General features: G+C 41.0%; 19 protein-coding genes and 1 tRNA gene. 8 read left to right on the top strand and 12 right to left on the bottom strand.

What is annotated here, in order from left to right; all coding sequences use genetic code 11:
- Positions 1–45: 45 nt before the first annotated feature.
- The 4 genes from AO498_RS06305 to AO498_RS06290 form a co-directional block, all read right to left on the bottom strand.
- Positions 46–2,580: an ATP-dependent Clp protease ATP-binding subunit gene (locus AO498_RS06305; protein WP_067544852.1), complete on the bottom strand. Its 2,535-nt coding sequence runs from the start codon at positions 2,578–2,580 to the stop codon at positions 46–48.
- Positions 2,581–2,654: 74 nt separating this feature from the next.
- Positions 2,655–3,281: a WbqC family protein gene (locus tag AO498_RS06300; RefSeq protein WP_067544850.1), complete on the bottom strand. Its 627-nt coding sequence runs from the start codon at positions 3,279–3,281 to the stop codon at positions 2,655–2,657.
- A gap of 58 nt (positions 3,282–3,339) precedes the next feature.
- Entirely contained in the window at positions 3,340–3,966 is a 627-nt protein-coding gene (locus AO498_RS06295) for an L-threonylcarbamoyladenylate synthase (RefSeq protein WP_067544848.1), read from the bottom strand.
- A gap of 3 nt (positions 3,967–3,969) precedes the next feature.
- On the bottom strand, positions 3,970–4,401 hold the full coding sequence (locus AO498_RS06290) for a (deoxy)nucleoside triphosphate pyrophosphohydrolase (RefSeq protein ID WP_067544846.1): 432 nt from the start codon (positions 4,399–4,401) through the stop codon (positions 3,970–3,972).
- Between the two features lie 174 nt (positions 4,402–4,575).
- Here AO498_RS06290 and mltG point away from each other — a divergent pair, with 174 nt between their 5' ends.
- The 5 genes from mltG (at position 4,576) to AO498_RS06265 (ending at position 8,042) form a co-directional block, all read left to right on the top strand.
- A complete protein-coding gene (gene mltG, locus AO498_RS06285) occupies positions 4,576–5,619 on the top strand; it encodes an endolytic transglycosylase MltG (protein WP_067544844.1) in 1,044 nt (347 codons plus the stop codon).
- A gap of 1 nt (position 5,620) precedes the next feature.
- Complete coding sequence (locus tag AO498_RS06280; RefSeq protein ID WP_067544842.1) at positions 5,621–6,028, top strand: acyl-CoA thioesterase; 408 nt, start codon at positions 5,621–5,623, stop codon at positions 6,026–6,028.
- 6 nt (positions 6,029–6,034) lie between these two features.
- Complete coding sequence (locus tag AO498_RS06275; RefSeq protein ID WP_067544840.1) at positions 6,035–7,012, top strand: YihY/virulence factor BrkB family protein; 978 nt, start codon at positions 6,035–6,037, stop codon at positions 7,010–7,012.
- A gap of 102 nt (positions 7,013–7,114) precedes the next feature.
- A tRNA-Ser gene (locus AO498_RS06270) sits at positions 7,115–7,199 on the top strand.
- A gap of 117 nt (positions 7,200–7,316) precedes the next feature.
- Positions 7,317–8,042 carry a head GIN domain-containing protein gene (locus tag AO498_RS06265; RefSeq protein WP_067544838.1) on the top strand — a complete coding sequence of 242 codons (726 nt, stop codon included), beginning with the start codon at positions 7,317–7,319 and terminating at the stop codon, positions 8,040–8,042.
- Here AO498_RS06265 and AO498_RS06260 read toward each other — a convergent pair.
- From AO498_RS06260 to AO498_RS06220, 8 genes are all read right to left on the bottom strand, one after another.
- On the bottom strand, positions 8,039–8,257 hold the full coding sequence (locus tag AO498_RS06260) for a YgaP family membrane protein (protein ID WP_067544836.1): 219 nt from the start codon (positions 8,255–8,257) through the stop codon (positions 8,039–8,041). The two genes, AO498_RS06265 and AO498_RS06260, sit on opposite strands and share 4 nt — an antisense overlap.
- Before the next feature lie 64 nt (positions 8,258–8,321).
- Complete coding sequence (locus AO498_RS06255; RefSeq protein ID WP_236778640.1) at positions 8,322–10,991, bottom strand: hypothetical protein; 2,670 nt, start codon at positions 10,989–10,991, stop codon at positions 8,322–8,324.
- Positions 10,992–11,034: 43 nt separating this feature from the next.
- Entirely contained in the window at positions 11,035–11,853 is an 819-nt protein-coding gene (locus tag AO498_RS06250) for a fimbrial biogenesis chaperone (protein ID WP_067544834.1), read from the bottom strand.
- 62 nt (positions 11,854–11,915) lie between these two features.
- Positions 11,916–12,488 (bottom strand): DUF4402 domain-containing protein, encoded by a 573-nt coding sequence (locus AO498_RS06245; RefSeq protein WP_067544832.1) that lies wholly within the window; start codon positions 12,486–12,488, stop codon positions 11,916–11,918.
- Positions 12,489–13,400: 912 nt separating this feature from the next.
- A complete protein-coding gene (locus AO498_RS06235) occupies positions 13,401–13,931 on the bottom strand; it encodes a hypothetical protein (protein ID WP_067544828.1) in 531 nt (176 codons plus the stop codon).
- Entirely contained in the window at positions 13,912–14,523 is a 612-nt protein-coding gene (locus AO498_RS06230; protein WP_067544827.1) for a hypothetical protein, read from the bottom strand. The genes AO498_RS06235 and AO498_RS06230 overlap by 20 nt, the downstream gene beginning before the upstream one ends.
- A complete protein-coding gene (locus tag AO498_RS06225) occupies positions 14,523–15,017 on the bottom strand; it encodes a hypothetical protein (protein ID WP_067544826.1) in 495 nt (164 codons plus the stop codon). Before AO498_RS06225 ends, AO498_RS06230 begins: the two co-directional genes overlap by 1 nt.
- A gap of 3 nt (positions 15,018–15,020) precedes the next feature.
- Complete coding sequence (locus AO498_RS06220; protein ID WP_192842570.1) at positions 15,021–20,030, bottom strand: MBG domain-containing protein; 5,010 nt, start codon at positions 20,028–20,030, stop codon at positions 15,021–15,023.
- Between the two features lie 689 nt (positions 20,031–20,719).
- Between AO498_RS06220 and AO498_RS06215 the strand changes: the two genes are divergently transcribed.
- The 3 genes from AO498_RS06215 to AO498_RS06205 all read left to right on the top strand — a co-directional run bounded on the left by AO498_RS06215 (position 20,720) and on the right by AO498_RS06205 (position 22,593).
- The gene (locus AO498_RS06215; protein WP_067544822.1) at positions 20,720–21,172 is read left to right on the top strand and encodes a MarR family winged helix-turn-helix transcriptional regulator; all 453 of its coding nucleotides are present in this window, start codon (positions 20,720–20,722) and stop codon (positions 21,170–21,172) included.
- A 79-nt stretch (positions 21,173–21,251) separates the two neighbouring features.
- Entirely contained in the window at positions 21,252–22,256 is a 1,005-nt protein-coding gene (locus AO498_RS06210; RefSeq protein ID WP_067544820.1) for an NAD(P)/FAD-dependent oxidoreductase, read from the top strand.
- Between the two features lie 13 nt (positions 22,257–22,269).
- Entirely contained in the window at positions 22,270–22,593 is a 324-nt protein-coding gene (locus AO498_RS06205; protein ID WP_067544818.1) for a 2Fe-2S iron-sulfur cluster-binding protein, read from the top strand.
- Positions 22,594–22,652: the final 59 nt, after the last annotated feature.

Below are 22,652 nucleotides of genomic sequence, written 5' to 3'. Positions count from 1 at the left end.
CTCGAATGGAATCATTCGAGGCTTTGTGTTTATTACTCTTTCAGGTTAATCTGCTTTTTCTTTTTTCTTTACTGAAATAGAAAGCTCAGAACCCTCTCCATCATAATCAGCAGTAATCACGTCACCTTCTGATAAATCGCCTTTGAGAATTTCTTCTGCGATGGCGTCTTCAAGGTACTTTTGAATCGCTCTGTTCAAAGGTCTAGCACCATATTGCTGGTCATAGCCCTTCTCAGCCAAGAAGTCCTTAGCTTTTTCAGTCAATTCAATTTTGTAACCCAATTCAGTGATTCTGTGGAATAGCTTACCCAAACTGATGTCAATGATTTTGAAGATATCTTCTTTGCTGAGCGAATTGAAGACCACTACATCATCCAATCTGTTCAAGAATTCAGGACTAAACGCTTTTTTCAAAGCAGACTGAATCGTTGATTTCATGATTTCGTCCATATTTTCCTGCTTGGCTTTATTTGCAAAACCAATCCCTGCACCGAAATCTTTCAGATCACGAACTCCAATATTCGAAGTCATGATGATAATGGTATTTCTAAAATCAACTCTTCTACCTAATCCATCTGTCAAGATTCCATCATCCAGCACTTGCAGGAGAATATTGAATACATCAGGGTGCGCTTTTTCAATTTCATCAAGAAGAACTACAGAATACGGCTTTCTTCTGACCTTCTCTGTTAATTGCCCCCCTTCTTCATAGCCGACATAACCTGGAGGCGCTCCCACCAATCGAGATACGGAGAATTTTTCCATATACTCTGACATATCAATTCGAATTAAGGAATCTTCCTTATCAAAAAGATAAGTCGCTAAGGTTTTTGCTAATTCAGTCTTACCCACACCGGTAGGTCCTAGAAAAATGAATGAGCCTATCGGTTTTTTTGGATCCTTCAATCCAACTCGGGTACGCTGTATCGCTTTGGTCAACTTCTTGATTGCCTCGTCCTGACCAATCACTTTCCCTTTGAGCTCCTCACCCATATTGAGAAGTTTGTTGCCTTCATTCTGAGCAATTCGCTTGGCTGGGATTCCAGTCATCATCGCAATTACCTCAGCCACGTGATCTTCATCTACCGTAAATCTTTTGGATTTACTTTCTTCCTCCCATCTCGTCTTTGCCAACTCGAGTTGTTCAAGTAGTTTTTTCTCTTTGTCCCGAAGCTGGGCGGCTTCTTCATATTTTTGAGATTTGACAACTCGATTTTTCTCAGCTTTGATATTTTCTACCTCCGATTCAAGCTTGAGGATGTCCTCTGGCACGTGGATATTATTGATATGTACCCGCGCACCTGCTTCGTCCAAAATATCAATCGCCTTGTCGGGCAGGAATCGATCAGAAATGTATCGGTCAGACAATTTCACACAGGCTTCAATTGCTGCAGCTGTGTAGATCACATTATGATGATCCTCATATTTATCTTTGATATTATTGAGAATCTGAATTGTTTCTTCAGGAGAAGTAGCATCAACCATTACCATTTGGAATCGACGGGCTAATGCCCCATCCTTTTCGATGTATTGGCGATACTCATCTAAAGTTGTGGCTCCAATGCATTGGATTTCTCCCCGTGCTAGGGCTGGCTTAAACATATTGGATGCATCCAAAGAACCTGAAGCACCACCAGCACCAACAATCGTATGCAACTCATCAATGAAAAGGATCACGTTTGGCGATTTTTCCAATTCATTCATGACAGCTTTCATTCGCTCCTCAAACTGACCTCTATACTTAGTTCCTGCTACTAATGACGCAAGATCCAAGGTGACGACGCGCTTGTTGAACAAAACACGTGAAACTTTTTTCTGAACGATACGAAGTGCCAGGCCTTCTGCAATTGCCGTTTTACCTACTCCCGGTTCTCCGATGAGAATTGGATTGTTTTTCTTTCTTCTAGAAAGAATCTGAGCAACCCGTTCGATTTCTTTTTCTCGACCAATGATAGGATCAAGCTTATCTTCCTCAGCCATTTTAGTCAAATCGCGACCAAAATTATCTAGGACTGGAGTTCGAGATTTTTCTGCGCCAGATTTAGCAGCACCTCCACCTCCAGGATTAGATGAACCAAATAGTTTTGATCCATCATCATCTCCGTCCTCAGCTTCAGCCCTTGCTCTTGGCATTTTCCCAATGTCTGATTGGTTTTCAAGCATATCCTTAATGGTATCGTAGCTTACTTCAAACTTGCCTAGAATCTGAGTTGCAATATTGTCTTCATCCCGAAGGATTGAAAGCAACAGATGCTCAGTTCCAATTAGTTGTGATTTGAAAATTTTTGCTTCCAAATACGTAATTTTCAACACCTTCTCTGACTGTCTTGTCAAAGGAATGTTTGCCATGTTTTTCACATTGTGATTGGCTGTTCCCCTTACTGCCCGCTCAATAGCATTTCGCAGTTCGTCCATAGGAACACCTAGTTTTTTTAGAATGGAAACAGCCACGCCCTCTCCCTCGCGAATCATCCCAAGCAAGAGGTGCTCTGTACCGATGTAATCATGTCCTAATCGCAAAGCTTCTTCGCGACTAAGAGAGATCACCTCTTTCACTCTATTTGAAAATTTTGCTTCCATTTAAATCCTTTCTGAATAGCTGGTAAATCTGTATCTATGTTACCTAAATTGTTTTAAAAACACAATTCCAAAGCTTATTGTTCGCTCTTTTTTTGGGACTTTCTTAAAATCAATCCGGCCTCTGGTCCTGCGCAAAATAGCAGATCCAATATGCTTAAGTTTGGGTCAAAGTCTAAGCCAAAAACCTGAGAATAGGGCTCAGGAAAATAATACTGCCGGGTTGAAAAGTGCGTTTTAGGCTCAATAAGGCCTCTTATGTCCACAATATCCTCTTGAATTATTTTTGGATCCCCTTCGACAATCCTGACAGGAAGCCTCAATATCCTCAGACAGATTGTCAGCAGTTCTGCAGAATACTCCCAGAGAAATTCTTTTTTCTCAGAAATCACATCTTCAAAATACGGGTAGAAATATTCAAAAAATGGAGCTTTCCCGTAGCCACTCTGAATACTTCGGAGATGAATCGCTTGCCAATTCTGAGAAAAATCAACCTTTACCTTACTGATCGGAATACGAGGTCTCCTTCCTTGTATCGGTACACTAAGACTTTCCACTTTATTAGCCAATCTAATTTTGGTTCTATTCAGGAAAGACTGCCTTTGGTAAGGATCATTTGGGCAATAAATCAATTCCTCAGCATCCAAGATGGCTGAAAAGAACTCAAGAGTCGGGAGGTAATGCAAGTCAATCGCGATTCGCAAGGGGAAATTTCGTTTTCAGTTAGCGTTAGATTCAGTTTTGGTTTATCCTACTTTTACTTTAGAGGATATCTTCAAGAACTCCTAGCCCTTCTCTTACCAAGACAACATCATCTCCAGTGCAATCAAGAATGGTAGATGGCACATTAGAACCATATCCTCCATCTATCACCACATCCACTAGGTTTTGATATTTTTCAAAAATCAATTCCGGGTCAGTGCTATATTCAATGATCTCATCTTCATCCCGAATTGATGTAGATAAAATCGGTTGCCCCAATTCCTCCACAATTGCTTGAGGCACGCGATGATTGGGTACTCGAATTCCGACTGTCTTTTTATTGCTGTGCAAAATCTTAGGTACCTGAGAACTTGCCTCCAAAATAAAGGTAAATGGGCCAGGTAAACCCTTTTTCATCATCTTAAATACAGGCTTCGTGATGACTCGCGTGTAGTGAGAAATGTTGGATAAATCGGCACAAACAAACGAAAAGTTATGCTTTTTGGGGTTTATGCCCTTGATCTTACAAATCTTTTCAACCGCCTTTTGATTGGTAATATCACATCCCATCCCGTAAACTGTATCGGTAGGATAAATTATCACCCCTCCATTACGGAGGATTTCCACGATCTGACGCACTCTTCTAGGATCTGGATTTTCTTCATATAATCGGATAAATTCCGCCATGACTTAACTCTCATTTGGACCTACAAGCTTAACCCATTTTTCTTGTAATTCGTGCACAATTGGGATATCTGCAGGCGCTAAATCCAAAGAATTAAGCTGATTTTGGTCATACCATTCGACCTGATCATGCTCAGCTAATCTGAGCTCACCGCTAGCCCAACGAGCAGTAAAAGGAATTAATTGAATGACTTTGGTCGGATAAGAAAAATTGACGGGAGACAATGGGGCCAAAAGCTCAACTTGAATTCCTAATTCCTCTTTAATTTCTCTCAATAGACATTCTTCTCCACTTTCCCCTTCCTCTATTTTGCCGCCCGGAAACTCCCACTTACCTGCCAAATCCATCAATGCCGATCGCTTCGCAAGCAAAACTTTACCACCTTGAATGATAATCGCACAAGTGACAGGAATAATAGGGTTTTTGGAATTGGACATTTAATCCTAAGGGATAATCTGGGTAAATAAATAACAAGTACGCAATTCTTTTCAGCAGATTAAAATTGGCTCAAGGATGAAATCAACAAAGACACCGAAGATTACCCTGTTAAATTTTATTTCTGCAAGCTCTCGCCAATTTCCCCAAAAATTAATTTTCTATTTTTGTCGCTTATGGAACTCGAAAAGCGCAAAAAGTTTCTTCTCGTACTGATCGTATCAGGATCGGTTTTGGCCATTTCTCTCACTTTCTATTTTTATCAGGTCTTCTTTAGCCCGAACACACTAGCTGAGAGAGATCAACCCTATATGCTAAAAATACCAAGCAACTCGGTTTTTAAAACCGTTTCTGATCAACTCTATCAGGACAAGGTAATCAATGACGTTTTGAGCTTCAGTTTTGTGGCAAAGACCCTAGGCTATCAGGATAATGTGAAACCAGGATTATACAAAATCGATCCAAAAATGAGCAATATCCAGTTGGTTCGATTGCTTCGTTCTGGAAACCAGGTTCCTGTTAAAGTAACTTTCAACAATGTCAGAACCAAGGAGGATTTGGCAGAAAAGATCACTGCAAATCTTGAGGTCTCCAAAGAGCAATTTCTTAATCTGCTTCAAGACTCTGTGTATATCCGGAAGTTTGATTTTGAAGAAGAAACCATCATGAGCATGTTTATTCCCAACACCTATGAACTTTGGTGGAATACAAGTGCGGAAGGGCTCTTTGACCGGATGTATCGAGAATATCAGTCTTTTTGGACTGAGGAGCGAAAACAAAAGGCACAGCGAGTAGGCCTGACCCAAAAAGAAGTCAGTACACTTGCCTCCATTGTTCAAGCTGAAAGTCAAAAAGCGGACGAACGTCCTAAAATCGCAGGAGTGTATTTGAATAGAATGAAAATAGGAATGGCTCTTCAGGCTGATCCCACGCTAGTCTATGCGACTGGAGATTTTACACTCAAGAGAATCCTCAATGTCCATAAAGAAATCGATAGCCCGTACAATACTTACAAATACACTGGCCTACCTCCAGGCCCAATTAACCTTCCCGATATCAACTCCCTAAATGCAGTCTTGAATCCTGAAGAACATAAGTACATGTACTTCTGTGCCAAGGAGGACTTTTCAGGATATCATGCTTTTGCTGTGACTTATAACGAACACATCAACAATGCGAAAAGGTATCAAGCTGCGTTGAACGCCGCGAAAATCTATTGATATGTTCCAAGCAGAGACCCAAATCCGAGTTAGATATGCTGAGACAGACCAAATGGGATTTGTCTATTATGGCAATTACGCGATGTATTTTGAGGTAGCACGGGTTGAGGCAATGCGGTCTGCGGGTTTTTCTTACAAAGAAATGGAGGACAATGGGGTGATGATGCCAGTGTTGGAAAGTCATTTTCGATATCTAAAGCCAGGAAAGTACGACGAGTTATTAACCATCAAAACGTTGATCCCTGAACTGCCTGGTGTTCGAATCAATTTTGAATATCAGGTATTTAATGAGGCCGGGGAATTGATCACCGAAGGCTGGACTACCTTGGCATTTTTGAAAAAAGACTCCCATCAACCCACCCGTCCACCGGGAAATTTATTAGCTTTATTACGTCCCTTTTTTAAGTAATCCATCGTGGTCAAAGAAAAAATCTTCAAGTGGAGAATCCGGTTTCAGCTTAAAGCGAGAAGATTAAAGAAAATCCATTTAGGACATCCTGACAAGAATCTCTACGACGTCGTCCGAATTTTTATCCAACAGCTCAAAAAGGATGATATCAACGAAAGAGCTGGCTCTATGGCATTTAGTTACACGATTGCGCTGTTTCCCTTTTTACTTTTCTTGCTTAATCTCATTCCATATTTACAGGACTTTTTCCCGGTAGTTACCACTCAGAACATTCTAAACTTTGTTCAAAGTATCATCCCCGCGGACATTTACTCAAATATTGAGACTACGCTGATGGATATTGTTTCAAAGCCACGCCAAAGTCTTCTTTCATTCGGTTTTTTGGTTGCTTTGTTTTCATCCACGCAAGGGGTGGTTTCAATGATGGACTCTTTCAATTCGGTCTATAAAACCAAGGAAAGCCGGACTTTTTTTCAAACAAGAATGATTGCAATCAGCATTGTGAGCGTCTTAGTGATCACAGTTATAGCGGCCAGCACCATCATGATCTTGAGTAATTTATGGATCAACCGACTTGACGAGATGCACTTGTTCAATAGTGATTTTTTGATTTTCCTCTTGAGCGCAGTGAAGTTCTTTATTTTACTCACCGTGTTTTATGTTACCTCTGCCTTTATTTTTCGATTTGCCCCAGCTGTTCATGACAAATGGCATTTCTTTTCAACGGGAGCTCAACTTGCTGGCCTCTTGATCACCTTAGGATTTTATGGTTTTATCTATTATCTGGAAAATTTTGCAAGCTATAATAAACTATATGGCTCAATTGGAACTCTGATCGCCTTGATGTTTTGGCTATACCTTACCTCGGTCATTGTTTTGGTATGCTTTGAGGTCAATGTTAGTCTTGACTTGGCAGAGGAAAAGCAACGAGAACGAGAAAATCGACGAAAAGCACTCGCTCATAAAGAGGATCTTGAAAAATAAGGCAAAATAAATCAGGTAGTTAAAAGAAATTCTGCTCTGAATCTTGCCAAAAAAAAGGAAAGAATATACTTTTGCACACTCGATCGACAAAGATCATAGAATAGAGAGATGGCAGAGTGGTCGATTGCGGCGGTCTTGAAAACCGTTGAACCGTGAGGTTCCGGGGGTTCGAATCCCTCTCTCTCTGCAACATAAGTCAGTCTAGCTTCTAGGCTGACTTTTTTTATGCTTGGATTTTTTTAAATTCAGAGATGAACTAGGAAACTTAACCTAGTTTCTAATTTTCTAAACTTGACTATTTACTATGAAAAGCTACATTTTCTACCTCATTATCCCCTCTCTAATCCTTTCATCCTGTCGATTAGAATTCAATAAAACATACACCGAAACCCTTCGAGACGAACAAGAATTATCAGGGATTTCTCGGATTAAACTTTCTGGGATTATGAATTTCCATCTCGCTTATGGAGACGATGAAAAATTGGTCATTGAGGGAAATGAACATGATCTGGAAGATATAGAAGTAATTACCAATGGTTCGGAACTGGAAATAAGGCTAGAAAAAAACGGAACTGATTTTTTTGAGAAACAAGAATTGGAAGTCTTCATTACTGTCAAAGAACTGGAATTACTGCAATTTGAGGGCGTTGGGAATGTGAAAACCGAATCAACTCTTAAAGGAGAGGTCATCACTATCCGAGGTGATGGAGTCGGAAATATCCAGCTCGCTTTAGAAGCTGAAAAAATAGATGCTGAATTCAACATGCTGGGAAATGTTACTCTTGAAGGGAAAAGCACCTATCTCAAACTTCAAAATACCGGAATGGGAAATATAAATGCTGAAGAATTGGTTTCAGAAAATGTAGAATTAATCAGTGAAGGGATTGGCAAAGTAGCCATTCACAGCACTGAAATACTATCACTGGAAGTAAACGGAATAGGTACAGTCAGCTACTTGGGAAGCCCCGAAATCATCAAAAATGAAATAAATGGAATAGGAAAAGTGATCAGAAAAAAAGAGGAGGATTAGATTCTTTTCGTTGGGCAAGTTTTAAATCCAACTAATCGATATAGGGGACAAAAACCAACAAAAGAGGTGACAGTGAATAAAACCGCTATCCCGAGATCGATAAAACCAATTGTACCTGAAACAGCATTGGTGAAAAACAGGATAAATAGAACAACCGCCAAAGTGAGTCTAATCCCTGTATCCACTTTCCCCATGTTTTTTTGTAAAGCTTTCATATTGGCGACATTTTAATTTCAATAAATATAGTAATGTAATTTTTTCTGGCTCAATAAAGTTCAATTACAAATCTCTTTTGCGGAGTTTGAAATTTAAGTTTTCCAAATAATCTCCATCTACGAGTGGTTTGATTTCAAACTCCAAGAAATCTTTTTCTGCATTTGCATTCAAAAACTCTAGCTGTTTGGGATCGATAGTCAGACGATATTCTCCTGGAAGCAATCCAAATGCATAATAAGATCCATCCGCAAAGGTTCTGATTGTTTCAATCAATTCACCCGTCGATTTTTTGGTTAACAATAATCGAAGACCTCCAACTCCTTGCTCCCCACTTGCCTGATTGATCAGGACAAAGCCTTCAATAATCCCTGTTCGATAGAGTGGGATATCAATAACCTTAAATCGATTAGGTTCTGCAACAAATCCAAACTTCTTTTCTTTTGGAGCCAAGGTAGGATCAGGTAAGGCTTGGGTATCAATCTCCAAGGCATAGGTCCAATAACTTTGCAATTGGGTAATTCGAAGAACTCCATCCGAACCCAACAGCATATTTCCAGATTTATCCAACCGAACAGCTTTCGCAGGAACAATTTCTTCGCCCTTATCAAACTTGCCATTTTCATTCTGATCAATAAACATTCTCACAGAAACACCTGAGCGGGAAACTTGATCACGATTGGAAGGTAATAATGCACCTGAAATGGGGTCAATTCCTATGGAGCCACTAAAGCTCTGTCTCGCGGAATAATCTCCTTTACGAGTTGAGAATTGAGAAGAAGACCGGAAGAATCGGAAATCATATAAAAATCCGACCTGAAATTGTCCGGCACCATTCACCAAATCCCGATCATAAGCCATGGTCAATCTCCCCAGTTTGAATAAAGTTTGAGAAAGTTGGAGGTTCAAATTGGTCAATTCAGAAGATGCAGTATTGTACCTGATTTGCGATCGAATAAACATCCCTTTCACAAACACCGGCAAGCTTGGACTTCTTGGAAGCGAATAGGTAAATGAACCGGTCAACACCCCCGGGGCAAATTCTGAAGAAAGATCATCTCCCACTCCACTTCCTAAAAGCTGAGCTCGGTAATTAAAACGAGCTGCCAATTTGCCAATCTGAACATTAAAATCAGATTGCAGATTTCCTTTATAGCCATCAAGAAGCCATTGCTTTTCCCCACCAAAACGAATTCCTGAAAACCTCCCAAAAAGCTTAAATGGGATAAACAAATTTAGGTTGGCATCTCTGATGGGCTGACTACTTGCATTCTCTTCATTGGGCAGAGTCAGGTATTCAGTGGCTTGTACGCTAATATTGATGTTGTTCGCGTAAAAGACGCTTGCATTAGCGCGGTAAAATTGCTCAGGCAAATAGTCAATATTGAATAAATATTGCTGAAACAATCGGGTAGAAAGTCCGAATGAGGTATTTCGCTTACTTAATCCAAAATAATCCCCATAATCCAATCCGGCCCGAACCGTCATGGAGTTACTCAAACCGATTGCCAAATCAGCATGGCCAATTAAATCAGACCCTAAGGAGTCCGGTGCTGTTTGCAAACGTCCTCCTTGGATATTGTAGGCTACAAATCCTTTAGGTAAAAAGGAAAAAGGGATCTGCAATTGACGATCCTGAATAATTACTTCCCCTTGGGGAGTATAAATTCGTAGAGTTAAACGAACTGTTCCATAGGTCACCGGAGCGTTGAAGCGATAATAGCCAACATCATCCGCCCGCATAAAGTCGACCAACTGCCCCCCAATCAACAACTCAACTTCTGAATCCCGCTCGGTGTAGCCATCGACCACAAAGACATCCAATTCTTGCCTTGGGATCACTGGATTATTGCTCAATGAAAATCCGTTCAAAGAAACCCCATTCGCCGTACTTGTAGTATTTATTTGCCCAAGAGTAATGCTGCTTAAAAGCACGTTTTTATTGGGCTTCAATCCTCCAGGCAATACATACCTCCAACGAAGTCCGGAAAACTGTCCTTCCAGTCCTTCTTTATCAGCAGAACCCGTGTAAGATCCTTGAATATCACCACCCAAAAACTCTCCACCACCTCGAACCTGAAAGGAGGCAAGGCTTCCTGATGGAGATTGGTCGAGGTTTAAGGCATAGTCAATCATACCCAGACCTAAAATCGCCCGGTCTCGAGGCAAGGCCATCGGTACTTCCTCTTGTGGACCTCCTCGAGCCATCAATCGGCTTCGGAGCGCTTCACGTTTCTTTTTTTCTTCAATCGGGAGTGGCCGCTCGGATTTCAAGGACATCGAAAGGGCATAGGGATTGACTGTAAATTCTATCCCAAAGATTCGTTTGAAATAATCGGGATGAAGAAAAAGATCAAGTTCTCCCAAGTAATAATTATCTGCAGGAAGGGGTTCAGACACCCCATTGATCCAAATAAAACCTGCCACAGGATCAATTTTCCAAATTTCTTTCGGGCTTGGGTAGGCACCCTGTAAACCCAATTTATTTTCGGTTTGCTCGTAGGGGATTTCAGCTAAACTTAAAAACTCCCCTAAGGGCAAATACGCCACATCTCCAAAAAAGACGGCATTAACATAATATTGTCCGATCGAAGGATGTGAAAAAGTCAATAAAGCCTCCCCATCCGGCTCTTGTTGCGCTTGAAGATTAGGAATAAACCCAAGGAAAAAACCAACCCATGTCAGGGCAAAAAAGACCCTTTTCCAGAAGAATTCAACTGGAGTGATTGTATCCACCGCGACTGAGAGTTAGAATATTCTTGTGAGATTTGGTCACTCTTTAAATCGTGACACTAATTTTACGAGTTATGGGTGCCGCTTGAACTAGATCTGAACTTGGAATATCAGACCGCTCCGTCTTGAAGAGAAGCTCCACCTCATAAGTGCCTGAGACTAAATTCTCGGGCAAGGGAATTGAGTAACTTCGTAAACCTTCATAATACAAGGCTACTGTTTGCTGGTGTTTAGCGACCACTTCGCCGGACGCTGATTTGACCACCGCCTCTAAACTTCCCAAAAATGGAGAGTTACCAAGTACGGTAAACTGAGTAGCTACCTGAAGAAAGTTTTCTTTTCGGCTAGCCTCTATTTTTTCAAAATTCAATCCTGTAGTCACCTCACCTGAACGGTAGAACGCAGCAATAACTTGCTCTAACTTTAAAGTGATTTGGGTAGAAATTCCTTCCGTCACTACTTCCTCTACGCTAGCTGTTTGCTCGTTGGAGGCTACTTTTACCCGAGTAAAATACATTCCATCAGGCTTACTTCGATCTGGTCTTATTTGAAATCTAACCGCTTGCTGTTGACCTGGTGCTAAAATAAAGGATCGAGGGAAGGTACGGATCCGATCTCCAAGACCAGATTGCAACTCTCTTAAACTATCTGAATAAATCATCAGCAAATTCCCTTCTGCATCATTGCCTGGATACCCAAATAGAAAACTAATGTTCACTTCTTGAGCTTTATCTGACCCGTTGGACACATATACGGTACCAATCCCATTTGCATCAGCAAACACAGTGGTAGGCGCAAGGGAAACTTGAGAATACAAAGATCCAAGCGTTAAAAAGAAGGCAAGGGTAAGGATGAAAGATTTCATAGATAGATAAATAAAATGCCGGTAGAAATATACATCTCTACCGGCATTTTTAGAATATTCTATTAATTATATGTAGCAGTCAAAGTCAAAGTACCAGTATAAGAACCACTCTCTTGGTCTGCTGCAGCATTTACTGTAGCTCCAACGTAAACATAAGTTCCATTTTTAGAATCCACAGTTGTACTTGGGAAAGTAATAGAATTATTACCTAGATTTAATTGTGTAAGGCTGGAAGTTTCAGTGCCATAGCCCAAGGATACAACTGGGTCACCTAATTCATTCTGATTGAAAATAATAGGGAGGGTTTTAGAATTTGGGCCAGTTAGGTTTGCTAAAGTGTTGAAAGAAAGTGTAACACTAGAACCAGCACCCGCGAATACTTTGAAGGAACCAGCTTGAGCAATACTTTCTGTACCGTTATCTGAGGAAACACCTTTTATTGCTCCCGGAGCAACATATTTTTTAGTTCCTTTCATAACTGATCCAAAGCTCAAATCAGCAACTTTTTCTACATCAATTGCATCAAACACAGTAGCAGAAGCTGACATGTTATCAGATCTTGTTTGCGCCTGAGCTGTTACTCCGAATCCTAAGGCGAAAGCCGCCACAACGAAAATTTTTACTAGTTTTTTCATGGTTTTAATTTGATTTTTTATTGGTTTTTGTTTTTAGTTTTTTTTTGATAACCTAGGTAGTAGTGCCAGATTTTAGAGCCTGATTTGATCTTTAAATATTTCAATCTCAGTTCAGATCCCTTTCGATCTCTTTCACTTAATCAAATTTAAGATAAAGTGAATTTAAAATCCAAATTTTTGCATTTCATATACATTAAAAAACATTTGAAATATTTATAAAAATATGAAATACGTTTTTTTGTATTTTTTATTTGATTCATCGAGAAATAAAAAATAAGATTTTTGATTAGCTAATAGGTTAATATTGTACTTTACCTATATAAAATTGACTTGAAAAAAATTTTACTTTTTTTTAAAAAATTTTGAAAAAAAATGAATTTGGAGAGGAGTTTTCCTGCTAAGAACGCTTTTGGATTCATCTCAAAGAGAACCTTTGGAATAGTAGGAAATTGATGACTTAGAATAATCGATTCTTTAGACTTGCTCTTTCCGATATTTCATCTAACGAAATTTGTGTTTAGGGAAGGAGATGTATGGGTAGTAACCTAACTCAAGGAAATCCAAATACGGAGATTTACAACTTTCCTTCTAGAAAATACCATCACACAATTACTCGCTGTTAGCCTTCTTAGTCCTTAAATACCATGGAATATCGAAACCAGGGAACTCGGGTAGGTTCAATTTGAAGCAAGAAGAATAAAAGGGGTTCTTATGGAATTAGCCGATAAAAATTGGCTTAATGATTCGCTACTTTCTTTCCAATACCCAATTCAGTTTATAAATGAAGTTCAAGTCCAGTTACTAAAGACTGTTAACCTTGGACGATTATCCGCCGATTTAATCCATCTTCTACTTCATGCTGGCATAATTGCGAATTATCACAACTGCCTTCCCAAAAAATACTGAAGCGTATTAAAAATACTCCAGAATAATTTTTGATCCGGGATAGTTCGTCGTGAAACCTAACCAAGCTTTTACCGAGGCTTGACGAGGTTGCCGATTTCGGATCAACAAATTTGAATCGTCAAAATTTAAAACTACCGGAAGTTGTTCATAGCGAATGGAAGCCGGAAGATCGTCGGTTTGATCATTCAAAAAGTAAAGCGCTTCCTCAACCGAATGGTCATTTTCATCCCGAAAATCCACGATAAACTGGCTATTTTCCAAGCTTTTCATCTGTATCCAAACCAAGGGGATTATCATCCCATTACCATCAATGAGTGCGTAATTGACTTTGGTAGATTCGGAAATCCCAGAAGAACCAAGTCCAGCGTTCTTTCCACCTAAACTAGTTCCTGATTGGGAGGATTTGGCACTTAAGCCTACGCCAGCAGGAAGCTGAATATTAATTTTGATAGGCTGGTTCTGACTGAGCCCCTTTTGGATAAAAAACACTCCAAAAATCAAAATCAAACTAATCCGTTTAATCTCCTCCCGCCACATAAACATTGATTAAGACTTCTCCGAGATAATCTCCTGCACTGACTTGCCCAATTGGACCTAGAGTCCCGTAAACAAATAGATACACCGTTGATTTTGGACGATTCGCTCCAGTTAATTCCGGATTTGGAGGAAGCGGAATTCCTGTCCTAATTTCATTCACCGGGAGGGTCACACTTGTAAATCCAAGGGGAACATCCAAGGAAGATCCCAATGCTGAAATTTCATTGAGAAGTCCTTGATTACTGTATGACATCTGTAAAGAAAAAGGAATTGTCCCCTTACTTGGATCCCCATCCAACGCTAGAAAGGAAGGAGATTGAAGCTCTATGGTAATATCGAATTCAGAAGGCGCAATTATTTCAAAAATGGCCACCTGAGAATCATTTTTTGCAATTGTTATAGCTGGGGTATTGGCTAATAAAACCCGTTGTTTTTCATTGAAACGAAGCGAAGAAACGACCGAACCAATAGAACGAATAGTTACCTCCTCACTTCCGGTCCAAGTAGAAAAATTAATTCGCTGACCAAATACAGTCGAATTTCCTATAAGCAGAAGGACAAAAAAGATCAATATAATTCGTAGGCCTTTCATCACATGTATTCAAATTCAAGGACAAACTCAGAAACATAATTGCCTTGAGTGGCTTGCGAAATATCCAACTCGGCTCCCAACCAAATGAAAACCACTCCCATTTGCCCAATAGTCACATCTGCATTTCCTTGGGTCAATAAAAAACTGGCGGACTGATTATCTTCTGGCGCAGCACTCATTGAATATACAGCCTGAACCACACCAATTCCTTCATTTTGTTCTACCAGTGTTTCTCTCGGGGTATAATTGATTCGAACTCGAGCATTAGGGCTTCCCAAAATTTTAAACATACCCGCATAGGTACTAGTAATTGGATTGACTGAAATGGTATTTCCTACGATTGGAGGACTAACCAAATCCAAATCACGCACTGGGATCATTTGGAGATTTTCCATAACGATCGCCGTAGCTCGGATGGAAAAAGATCTCGATTGAGCCTGCGTTTCCAGCACTATAAATCCTAAAAGAAGAAGTAGTATTAACTTTTTTGACATGACTTAGAATTTAAGTGCCTTTTGGATCAATACCTGATTACTGGTAACTACATGAATCAAATAAACACCTTTAGGTAAACGAATGGCATTCGGCTCCCAATTCAGGGTATGGATACCGGCTGGATACACTTGCTGTTCAAAAGCACCCACTTCTTGCCCTTTTAGATCATAAATTTTGACCGTCGCAGAATCCTCCACAGGAAGATAAAACTTGATCTGCGTGCGATCTACAAACGGATTTGGACTAGGTGCGTACAACTTAGGCTGCTCTGGACGGTATTCCGGGTTTGCTCCTTCACCCGTATAGCCAATCACGATGGTAAATGGACGGGTAATCTGACCAGAATTAGTCCTGAAATTCTCTCCTTGACCATCGACGACCTCATGAGAAAATACGACTGCCTGAGGTTGTTTCATACCTCCTTCTTCGGTACGAATTCTCATATTGGTCGAAGTAGGCGCTTCAAAGCTAAACTCATATGACTGAATTTGGCTCATATCAATCGCCTTTTGAGAAATATGATCCATGAGGACCACACGAGTTTCGGTAGGCCATTCTGCAGGAAGCTCCCAATTTAGGGTGTATGTTCCTGAGAAAGGCTTGCCCTCTTTTGCTGCTGCAAGGTATAATGGAACAGTTTTTTCCCCTTGCTTAGGCAAACTTAAATGGTTAATGACCAAAGGATCCGTCTGCTGAGGTGAACCGAGAGAATAAAGATTCAGCCAAGTACTATTCAAAGATTCCAGTTGAAATGCGTCCCAAGGATCGATTCCATCCTCTCCCTGATCAGAAATTCGCAAGCTTGCATTGGCCTTTAATCCTTCTCCTTGCACCGAAAGCTTAATCTTGCTTGCTTGTGAGGCAGGCTCCTCATTGACTATTCTTCCATAAAATAAGCTAGAGGCAAAAGACTTGGCTTCATTGCTCATAACCAGACTAGGATTTTCCTGACTGGTTCTCACCCAAAAACCTTGGTAGGGAGCAATCAATCGTTCTGCTTGAGGAGTATCCGCAGTTATTTCGAGAAAATCTCCCTGGCCATTATTAAAGTTTTGATCCCAGATATAGATCGTCTCATCGATTTTATCCTTAGTCCAACCAGCTTCATTGAAAAAGTCGATAAAGCTCGCTGTCGGATTAGCAATCAGGTTAAATCCTTCGTTTGCTGTTGCCACTTGGGTGTATGTGCCAGATGGAGCATCACCTTTAAAGTTTTCATTTCTTGGCGTGTAAGTTACCCCAAAATCAAACCCTCCTGTATTCAAGTTAAACTCTGTACCCAATGCAGATAATGTCAATGGAAGATTGTCGGTATAATTCCCTCCCGAAGCTTTAGAACCCCCATTAAACACGTAAACATAATGTCCTCTGCCATTAGGAACTTCCTGACTAATATTGGCAGGCTGTCTCCAGCCTTGAAGGGTCGTACCTCCATCGGTTTCATCCCACCACAATACATTAGGTTGAAGACTAGGATTAGTACTTCCAGTAAACCCTTGACTCTCCAATCCACTTAGAAAATTAAGGTAAGTCGCTCCCGTAACCGGAGAACCTAACATTCTCCATCCTTTTACCCCAGTCAAGAGTTGTTGCACCTCTAATCGAGGACTGCTGACACCCAAGTTGCTGTATTTTGCTCCGGGTTGGAGGACAATTCTTGAAGTCTGATTGGTAGTCAAGTTGGACAATAAATCTGCGGTAAAAGAAACTCCTTCCTTGACCACTACCTGAGAGGATCCATTGAGTGTCATTCCCAAATCCACCATCAAGGACTGATCGAGTTCAAGTGCACCTGCGTTCATTACCAGGTCCAAAGTAACCTCAAGAGGTTTATCCAAAGTAACCCCAGAAATGTTATCAATAATCAAAGAATTAACCACAGGAGGCAGGCCATCGCCTACAGTTTGTGGCTGAGAACCGTTGTAAAGGTAATTGGCTTCAGGACTGAAAGATCGAGTTCCTGAATTTTGAATGGCACCACTTGCCCCAGAAGCTTTGATTCCGTCCGGATGAGCTATCGCCAATGTCCCGCCTTTATTGATAGCTATATTTCCTGCTCCCTGAATAAATCCATCAGCAGGAAGACTAAGAATCCCTTCATTCCCAAGGGTAAGAGTAGCTCCGGAGTTTAGGGAAAGATTTTTACCAGAAGCAAGTGATAATTCGCCTAAAGAATTTATTATGACAGTTCCTGTAAACGCTAAGTCATCAGAAATGGTCACTTTGATAGTTTCACCGGCAATGAGCACGGTGGAATTTGAGGATGGTTTGGAGTCAATCTTAGCAAATTGACCATTGGAAAATTGCTGCTCCCAAGTCGCATTATCCTCCCAATTGCCAGAAGACGCTGCGCGGAATTGGTTGACAGGCTTAGGGTAAGTGATGATGATTTTTCCAGAGCCTCCGGCACCACCTATACGATCATTTCTATCTCCATTTACAAATGCTCCGCTTCCTCCACCACCTGGAACTCCACCAGTATTTCCATCTCCAGAAGTCGTTTTACTAGAAGCACCGGTATTCTCTAGCCCGGCATCACCTCCCGCTCCATTAAATTGGGTTGACGCATTCTCACCACCTCTTGTTCCATTCTGGCCAGGCCTTACCAAATCCCCGATGGAATTTGACTCACTACCTCCAGCCCCCCCTGAAGCCGGATCATTCGAACCATTAGTCCGGAGCCCCCCGATACCTCCAGCTGCAAATATTTGATCATTGTATTCTTGGATATAGGTTGGTTGCCCATCAGGCCCATCAATATTCGCAGAATTAGTACTGCCTCCTAAGCCTACATTCAGACTTAAAACCTCACCAGGGGTTACAGTTAATATTTTTTTGGCATATGCACCTCCACCGCCACCTCCGCCGACACGGCGATTACTTCTACTGCCGTTAACGCCACCACCTGCACCGCCACCGCCCCATGCCTCTACAAAGATTGAAGTAACTCCCGGAGGAACCACCCAAGTAGCATTTGATGTAAACTCCACAATCGCGTCCTCACTTCCTAAAGCTGTAAAGGTCAGCGAAGTAAAATCAGAAGCACTTGCAACTACTGTATTGGACCCAGCATCGGGGCCTAAAGTCCAAGAACTTAAAGCGGCAATCCCTTCTAAATCAGTAAGTACCGCAGTAGTCGGCTGTATGCTACCTCCACCAGAAGTCACCTCAAAACTGACCGAAACCCCTGAAATCGGGTTTCCAAAAATATCCTGAACCCGAACAGCCGGAGGAGTAGTCACAGCCGTCCCGATTGCTGCTACCTGTTGAATACCTGCATAACGAGTAAACAAGGCTGAAGGTCCAGCAGAAATCGAAAAGGGATTTGATGTTGTTGAAGTCAAGCCGTCTGCCTCAGCCAAAATGGCTTTATCATCTCCTACCAAATCAATGTTCAAACCCGTAAAAGTTGCTTGACCATTGATTGCTTGAAGTTCAACTTCTCCTCTTAGCTCACCCGTCCCCGACGCTAAACTCAAAAATACCAAGGAGTTTGCACTTTCTACACGATTCCCATCTGCATCTTGAATTTCAATAATCGGCTGCTGCGCAAATGGCTGACCTGCCTCGGTAGTTCCGCTTGGAGCCTGAAGAAACACCAATTGAGTGGGTGCGGAATCTACTGTAGTTACAATAGGTGAAGTTCCAAAAAGCCCACCAGACCCCGATGCGGTTATTGCCGTACTTACTCCAACTTGGTTGGAAACCGTGAATTGAACAGTCGCAATACCTGATGCATCGGTTACGGAGGTTGATGCACCAAAAGAGCCTGTAACACCTGATAATTCAGCCCAGGTTACTACACGTCCTGACTCCGGAATCGCACTGCCGTTTACATCGGCCAATTGCGCAGAAACGGTAATCGAAGTTCCTTTTTTGGGATTTTGGGAGGAAACAGAGACAAGGTATTGAGTGGGATTTGATCGGATTTCAAAGAAAATACCAGACGCAAATTCAAGGGTATAGTTGCTGCTAGAAATGCTTAGATCTCCCTGTCTGATTTCATAAAAACCAACGGCCTCTCCTGCATCTCGAACTAGGCTACCCGATAGCAAGGACGCGTTATCAGAAAACTCAAATCCAGAAACTTGATACGATAAAGAACTTGGGTCAGATTCTCCTATCAATTTAAACTGGCCTTCATCGGGAGTTATGGATAGAATCTTGGGAGTTATTGAAAAGCTAAAAGGATCAGAACTTCCTGTTCCATAGGTGCCATCTGTTGCCACAGAAACGACTACCTGATAAGTTCCCACATTAGTGGGAGGTGTAGCTGAAGTATAGCTTGTACTTCCTGTCCCTGAGTAAAGTACTGATTTGGTACCTGTGGAGCCAGTAAAATCAAAATCATTAATTCCTGGACCCTGGGCAGAACCGGAATAAGTAAAAGAATCGGCTACGCCATTTTTGACGGTAACCGTAGAGGCAGGTCTTTTCGGTCTTAAAGCAAGAAGAATTGCACCATCTCTTGCATTATTATTCAAAGTAACCCTACCATCTCCAGTCGGACCAATATTTGATTTTATAGCCCAAGCGCCACCAATACCCATGTCCCTATCTGCATCAAACGGACTATCAAAAAGCTCCGTTAATGTGGAAGGAGAAGTAGCTAACCAATTGCTAAATGTTCTATTATCCTCAATGAATGCCAACATGATAACCGCCGAATTAGCTACTGTGGTATTAATCGAGCTTGCTGTTAAATTCCTATCGTCCGAATTACTGGTTGTAAATTCACCAATAGCATCAAAAGGACTTATTTCATCGACTCCTGAAAATGCGATAATACTACCCTGTACATCATCTGCATCCGAATCACCCTGAAAAGAAAAACTAGAAGCTGCAACATCACTAGCTATAGCAAATTTGTAAAGTACCGTTCCCCACCATTTATCATTACCATTCTGATAGTATAATCCAGAAGCACCACTGCTAGGTTTTACCCAGCCAGAACGTGTAGCATCAGAAAGTGCACCACTATTATTGGTTGATTGATTTATGGTTGCAATCATTAAATCTCCAATCTGGAGACCATTTGGCCTAGCAATTGAAACCGAGGTGTTAGTACTTGTAGCCGTAGTCGCAGCCCCCCGTACCTGAATCTGACCTTCAGACTCGAAAACAATCAAAAACGTGATTAAGTAAAGAATGAAAAAGAATGGAATCTCAAAAGACCTCAACCATGAGCCTCTTCTTTGAAATAGGAATGAAATACGAAATTGATTAATTGCCATACCATTTTTTGAAACCACGACTTTCTCCTCAAAATTATACCAAAAGAATTAACTTTTTGGATAAGCTGAAAATCGCACTCGTTTCAGGAACAAATATGTGACAAAATGATTTAAAAAGCAAAATATTGTATTTGAAATACATTTAAATATATTTATTAAGTCATTTTATCAAAAAACAGAAACAAAAAATTATCCGGTATTTTTACAACCTTTACCTTAGAAAAATCAACATAATTTACCTTTACCAAGATTTAATTGAACTTCATAATTATTTAAAAATTTACGTATCACCCCATTCTTTTTAAGCAAACCTTTTGATTAACTCCTTTGGAAATTCCTATTAAAATTTTTCAGTTTCCTATTGGTATAAAATTGCCTAAGTCTTCTGTCTATCAAAGCCTGAATTATCCTTCCAAATTAGACATCGCCTAGATTTTCTTCATATATTTGTCACACTAACAATTGGTATGACACAAGAACTATTCGCCCGCTATTCCTTCCTCCTGGATCGTACTGCCCGAAAGGTCAAGCAGTATGCCCAGCAGCAGTTTAAGCAGGGGGATTTTGATGTGACAGTAGATCAATGGCTCGTCCTTAAAAACCTTTCTGAAAGTGGGCCTATGAGTCAAACTGAGTTGGCTAATTTAGTTTTTAAAGACCATCCCACTCTCACTCGCATCATCGATCTCTTGTGCAAAAAAGGCTATGTAGAACGCCTACTTCATCCTCAAGACCGGAGAAGTTTTCATCTCCACTTGACAGAGGCCGGCGTGGCTAAAGTCACTGAATTGAAGCCGCAAGTATTAGAAATTCGCGAAAAGGCTTGGGAAAATCTAAACGAAAGCGATTTCGAAGAATTTAAACGGATTTTAAATACAATCTACCAAAATTTGGACGGTCAAAGCTTAGATGAATTATAACTAGTTAGCACACTAATTATATTTACACGAACAAAATCAACCAACCTGGGTTGTTCCTATAGAAACCATGAATACAACTATGATCCACACTGATCTCTGCATCATCGGGGCCGGCCCGGTGGGGCTCTTTGCTGTTTTTGAAGCAGGCTTACTCAAAATGCGCTGTCACTTGATTGACGCACTTCCCCAGATTGGAGGTCAGTTATCTGAAATCTATCCGCAAAAGCCCATCTATGATATTCCAGGCTACCCTGAAGTGAAAGCCCAGGATTTGGTAGATAACTTAATGGAACAAGCAAAACCTTTCCAGCCCACTTTCACCCTTGGAGAGCGAGTGGATCATTTGGATAAGCAAGAGGACGGAAGCTACATTGTGACTACGAATGAAAAAACCAAGGTACATGCTAAGGTGATCATCATCGCAGGTGGCCTGGGCTGCTTCGAACCTAGAAAGCCCGTCTTGAACAATCTCGAAGAATTTGAAGGTAAGGGAATCAGCTATATGGTGAAAAATCCAGAAACCTATCGAGATAAAAATGTGGTCATCGCTGGAGGCGGAGACTCTGCCCTAGACTGGACTATCTTCCTAGCAAAGGTTGCAAAACGAGTCACCTTAGTCCATCGAAATGAAACCTTCCGTGGTGCTCCTGATTCTGCTTCGAAAGTTTTTGACTTGGCCAACCAAGGTAAAATTGATTTGATCCTCTCTGCCAATCTTAAAGAGGTAACCGGAGAAGGTAAACTTGAAAAAGTAATCCTTGAGGATAAAAACAAGCAGGATCTAATCCTTGATGCGGATTATTTAATCCCACTTTTTGGATTATCTCCAAAGTTAGGCCCCATTGCCGATTGGGGATTAAGCATCGATAAAAATGCCATTGAAGTGGACACAAGGGATTACTCCACTGGAGTAGAACGGATCTATGCTATCGGTGACATCAATACTTATCCAGGAAAATTGAAATTGATTCTTTGTGGCTTCCACGAAGCAGCAATCATGATGCATTCTGCCTTCAAATACGTCTACCCTGATCAAAAACTAAGCTTCAAATACACCACAGTAAATGGTGTTAATGCATTCTAACTCTATTTCATCCATGATTAAATTTACTGTAGAAGACCACGACGGCAACCGCCAAGAAGTTGAAGCTCCCGCAGATATGGGACTAAGCTTGATGGAAGTATTAAAAGCTTCTGAATATCCTGTTTTGGCGACATGTGGTGGGATGGCGCTTTGCGCAACTTGCCATGTCGAAATCTTGGAGGGCAAAGATGGACTTGGAGAAGCTACCGATGTTGAACTTGATCAGCTTGAAAACCTTCCTGAATACTTCCCAACTTCTCGACTAGCTTGCCAAATTCGAATCGGAGACATCCTAGAAGGAGCCGTGGTGAAGCTGAGAGGAGAAGACGTAGTCTAAGTATCAAGTAGCTAGAGCCAATATCAAGACTTGGGCTAAGAGATAAGAAGCCAAGACCA

This window comes from Algoriphagus sanaruensis (assembly GCF_001593605.1).
Lineage (GTDB): Bacteria > Bacteroidota > Bacteroidia > Cytophagales > Cyclobacteriaceae > Algoriphagus > Algoriphagus sanaruensis.
This window is presented reverse-complemented; position numbering and strand designations above follow the sequence as displayed.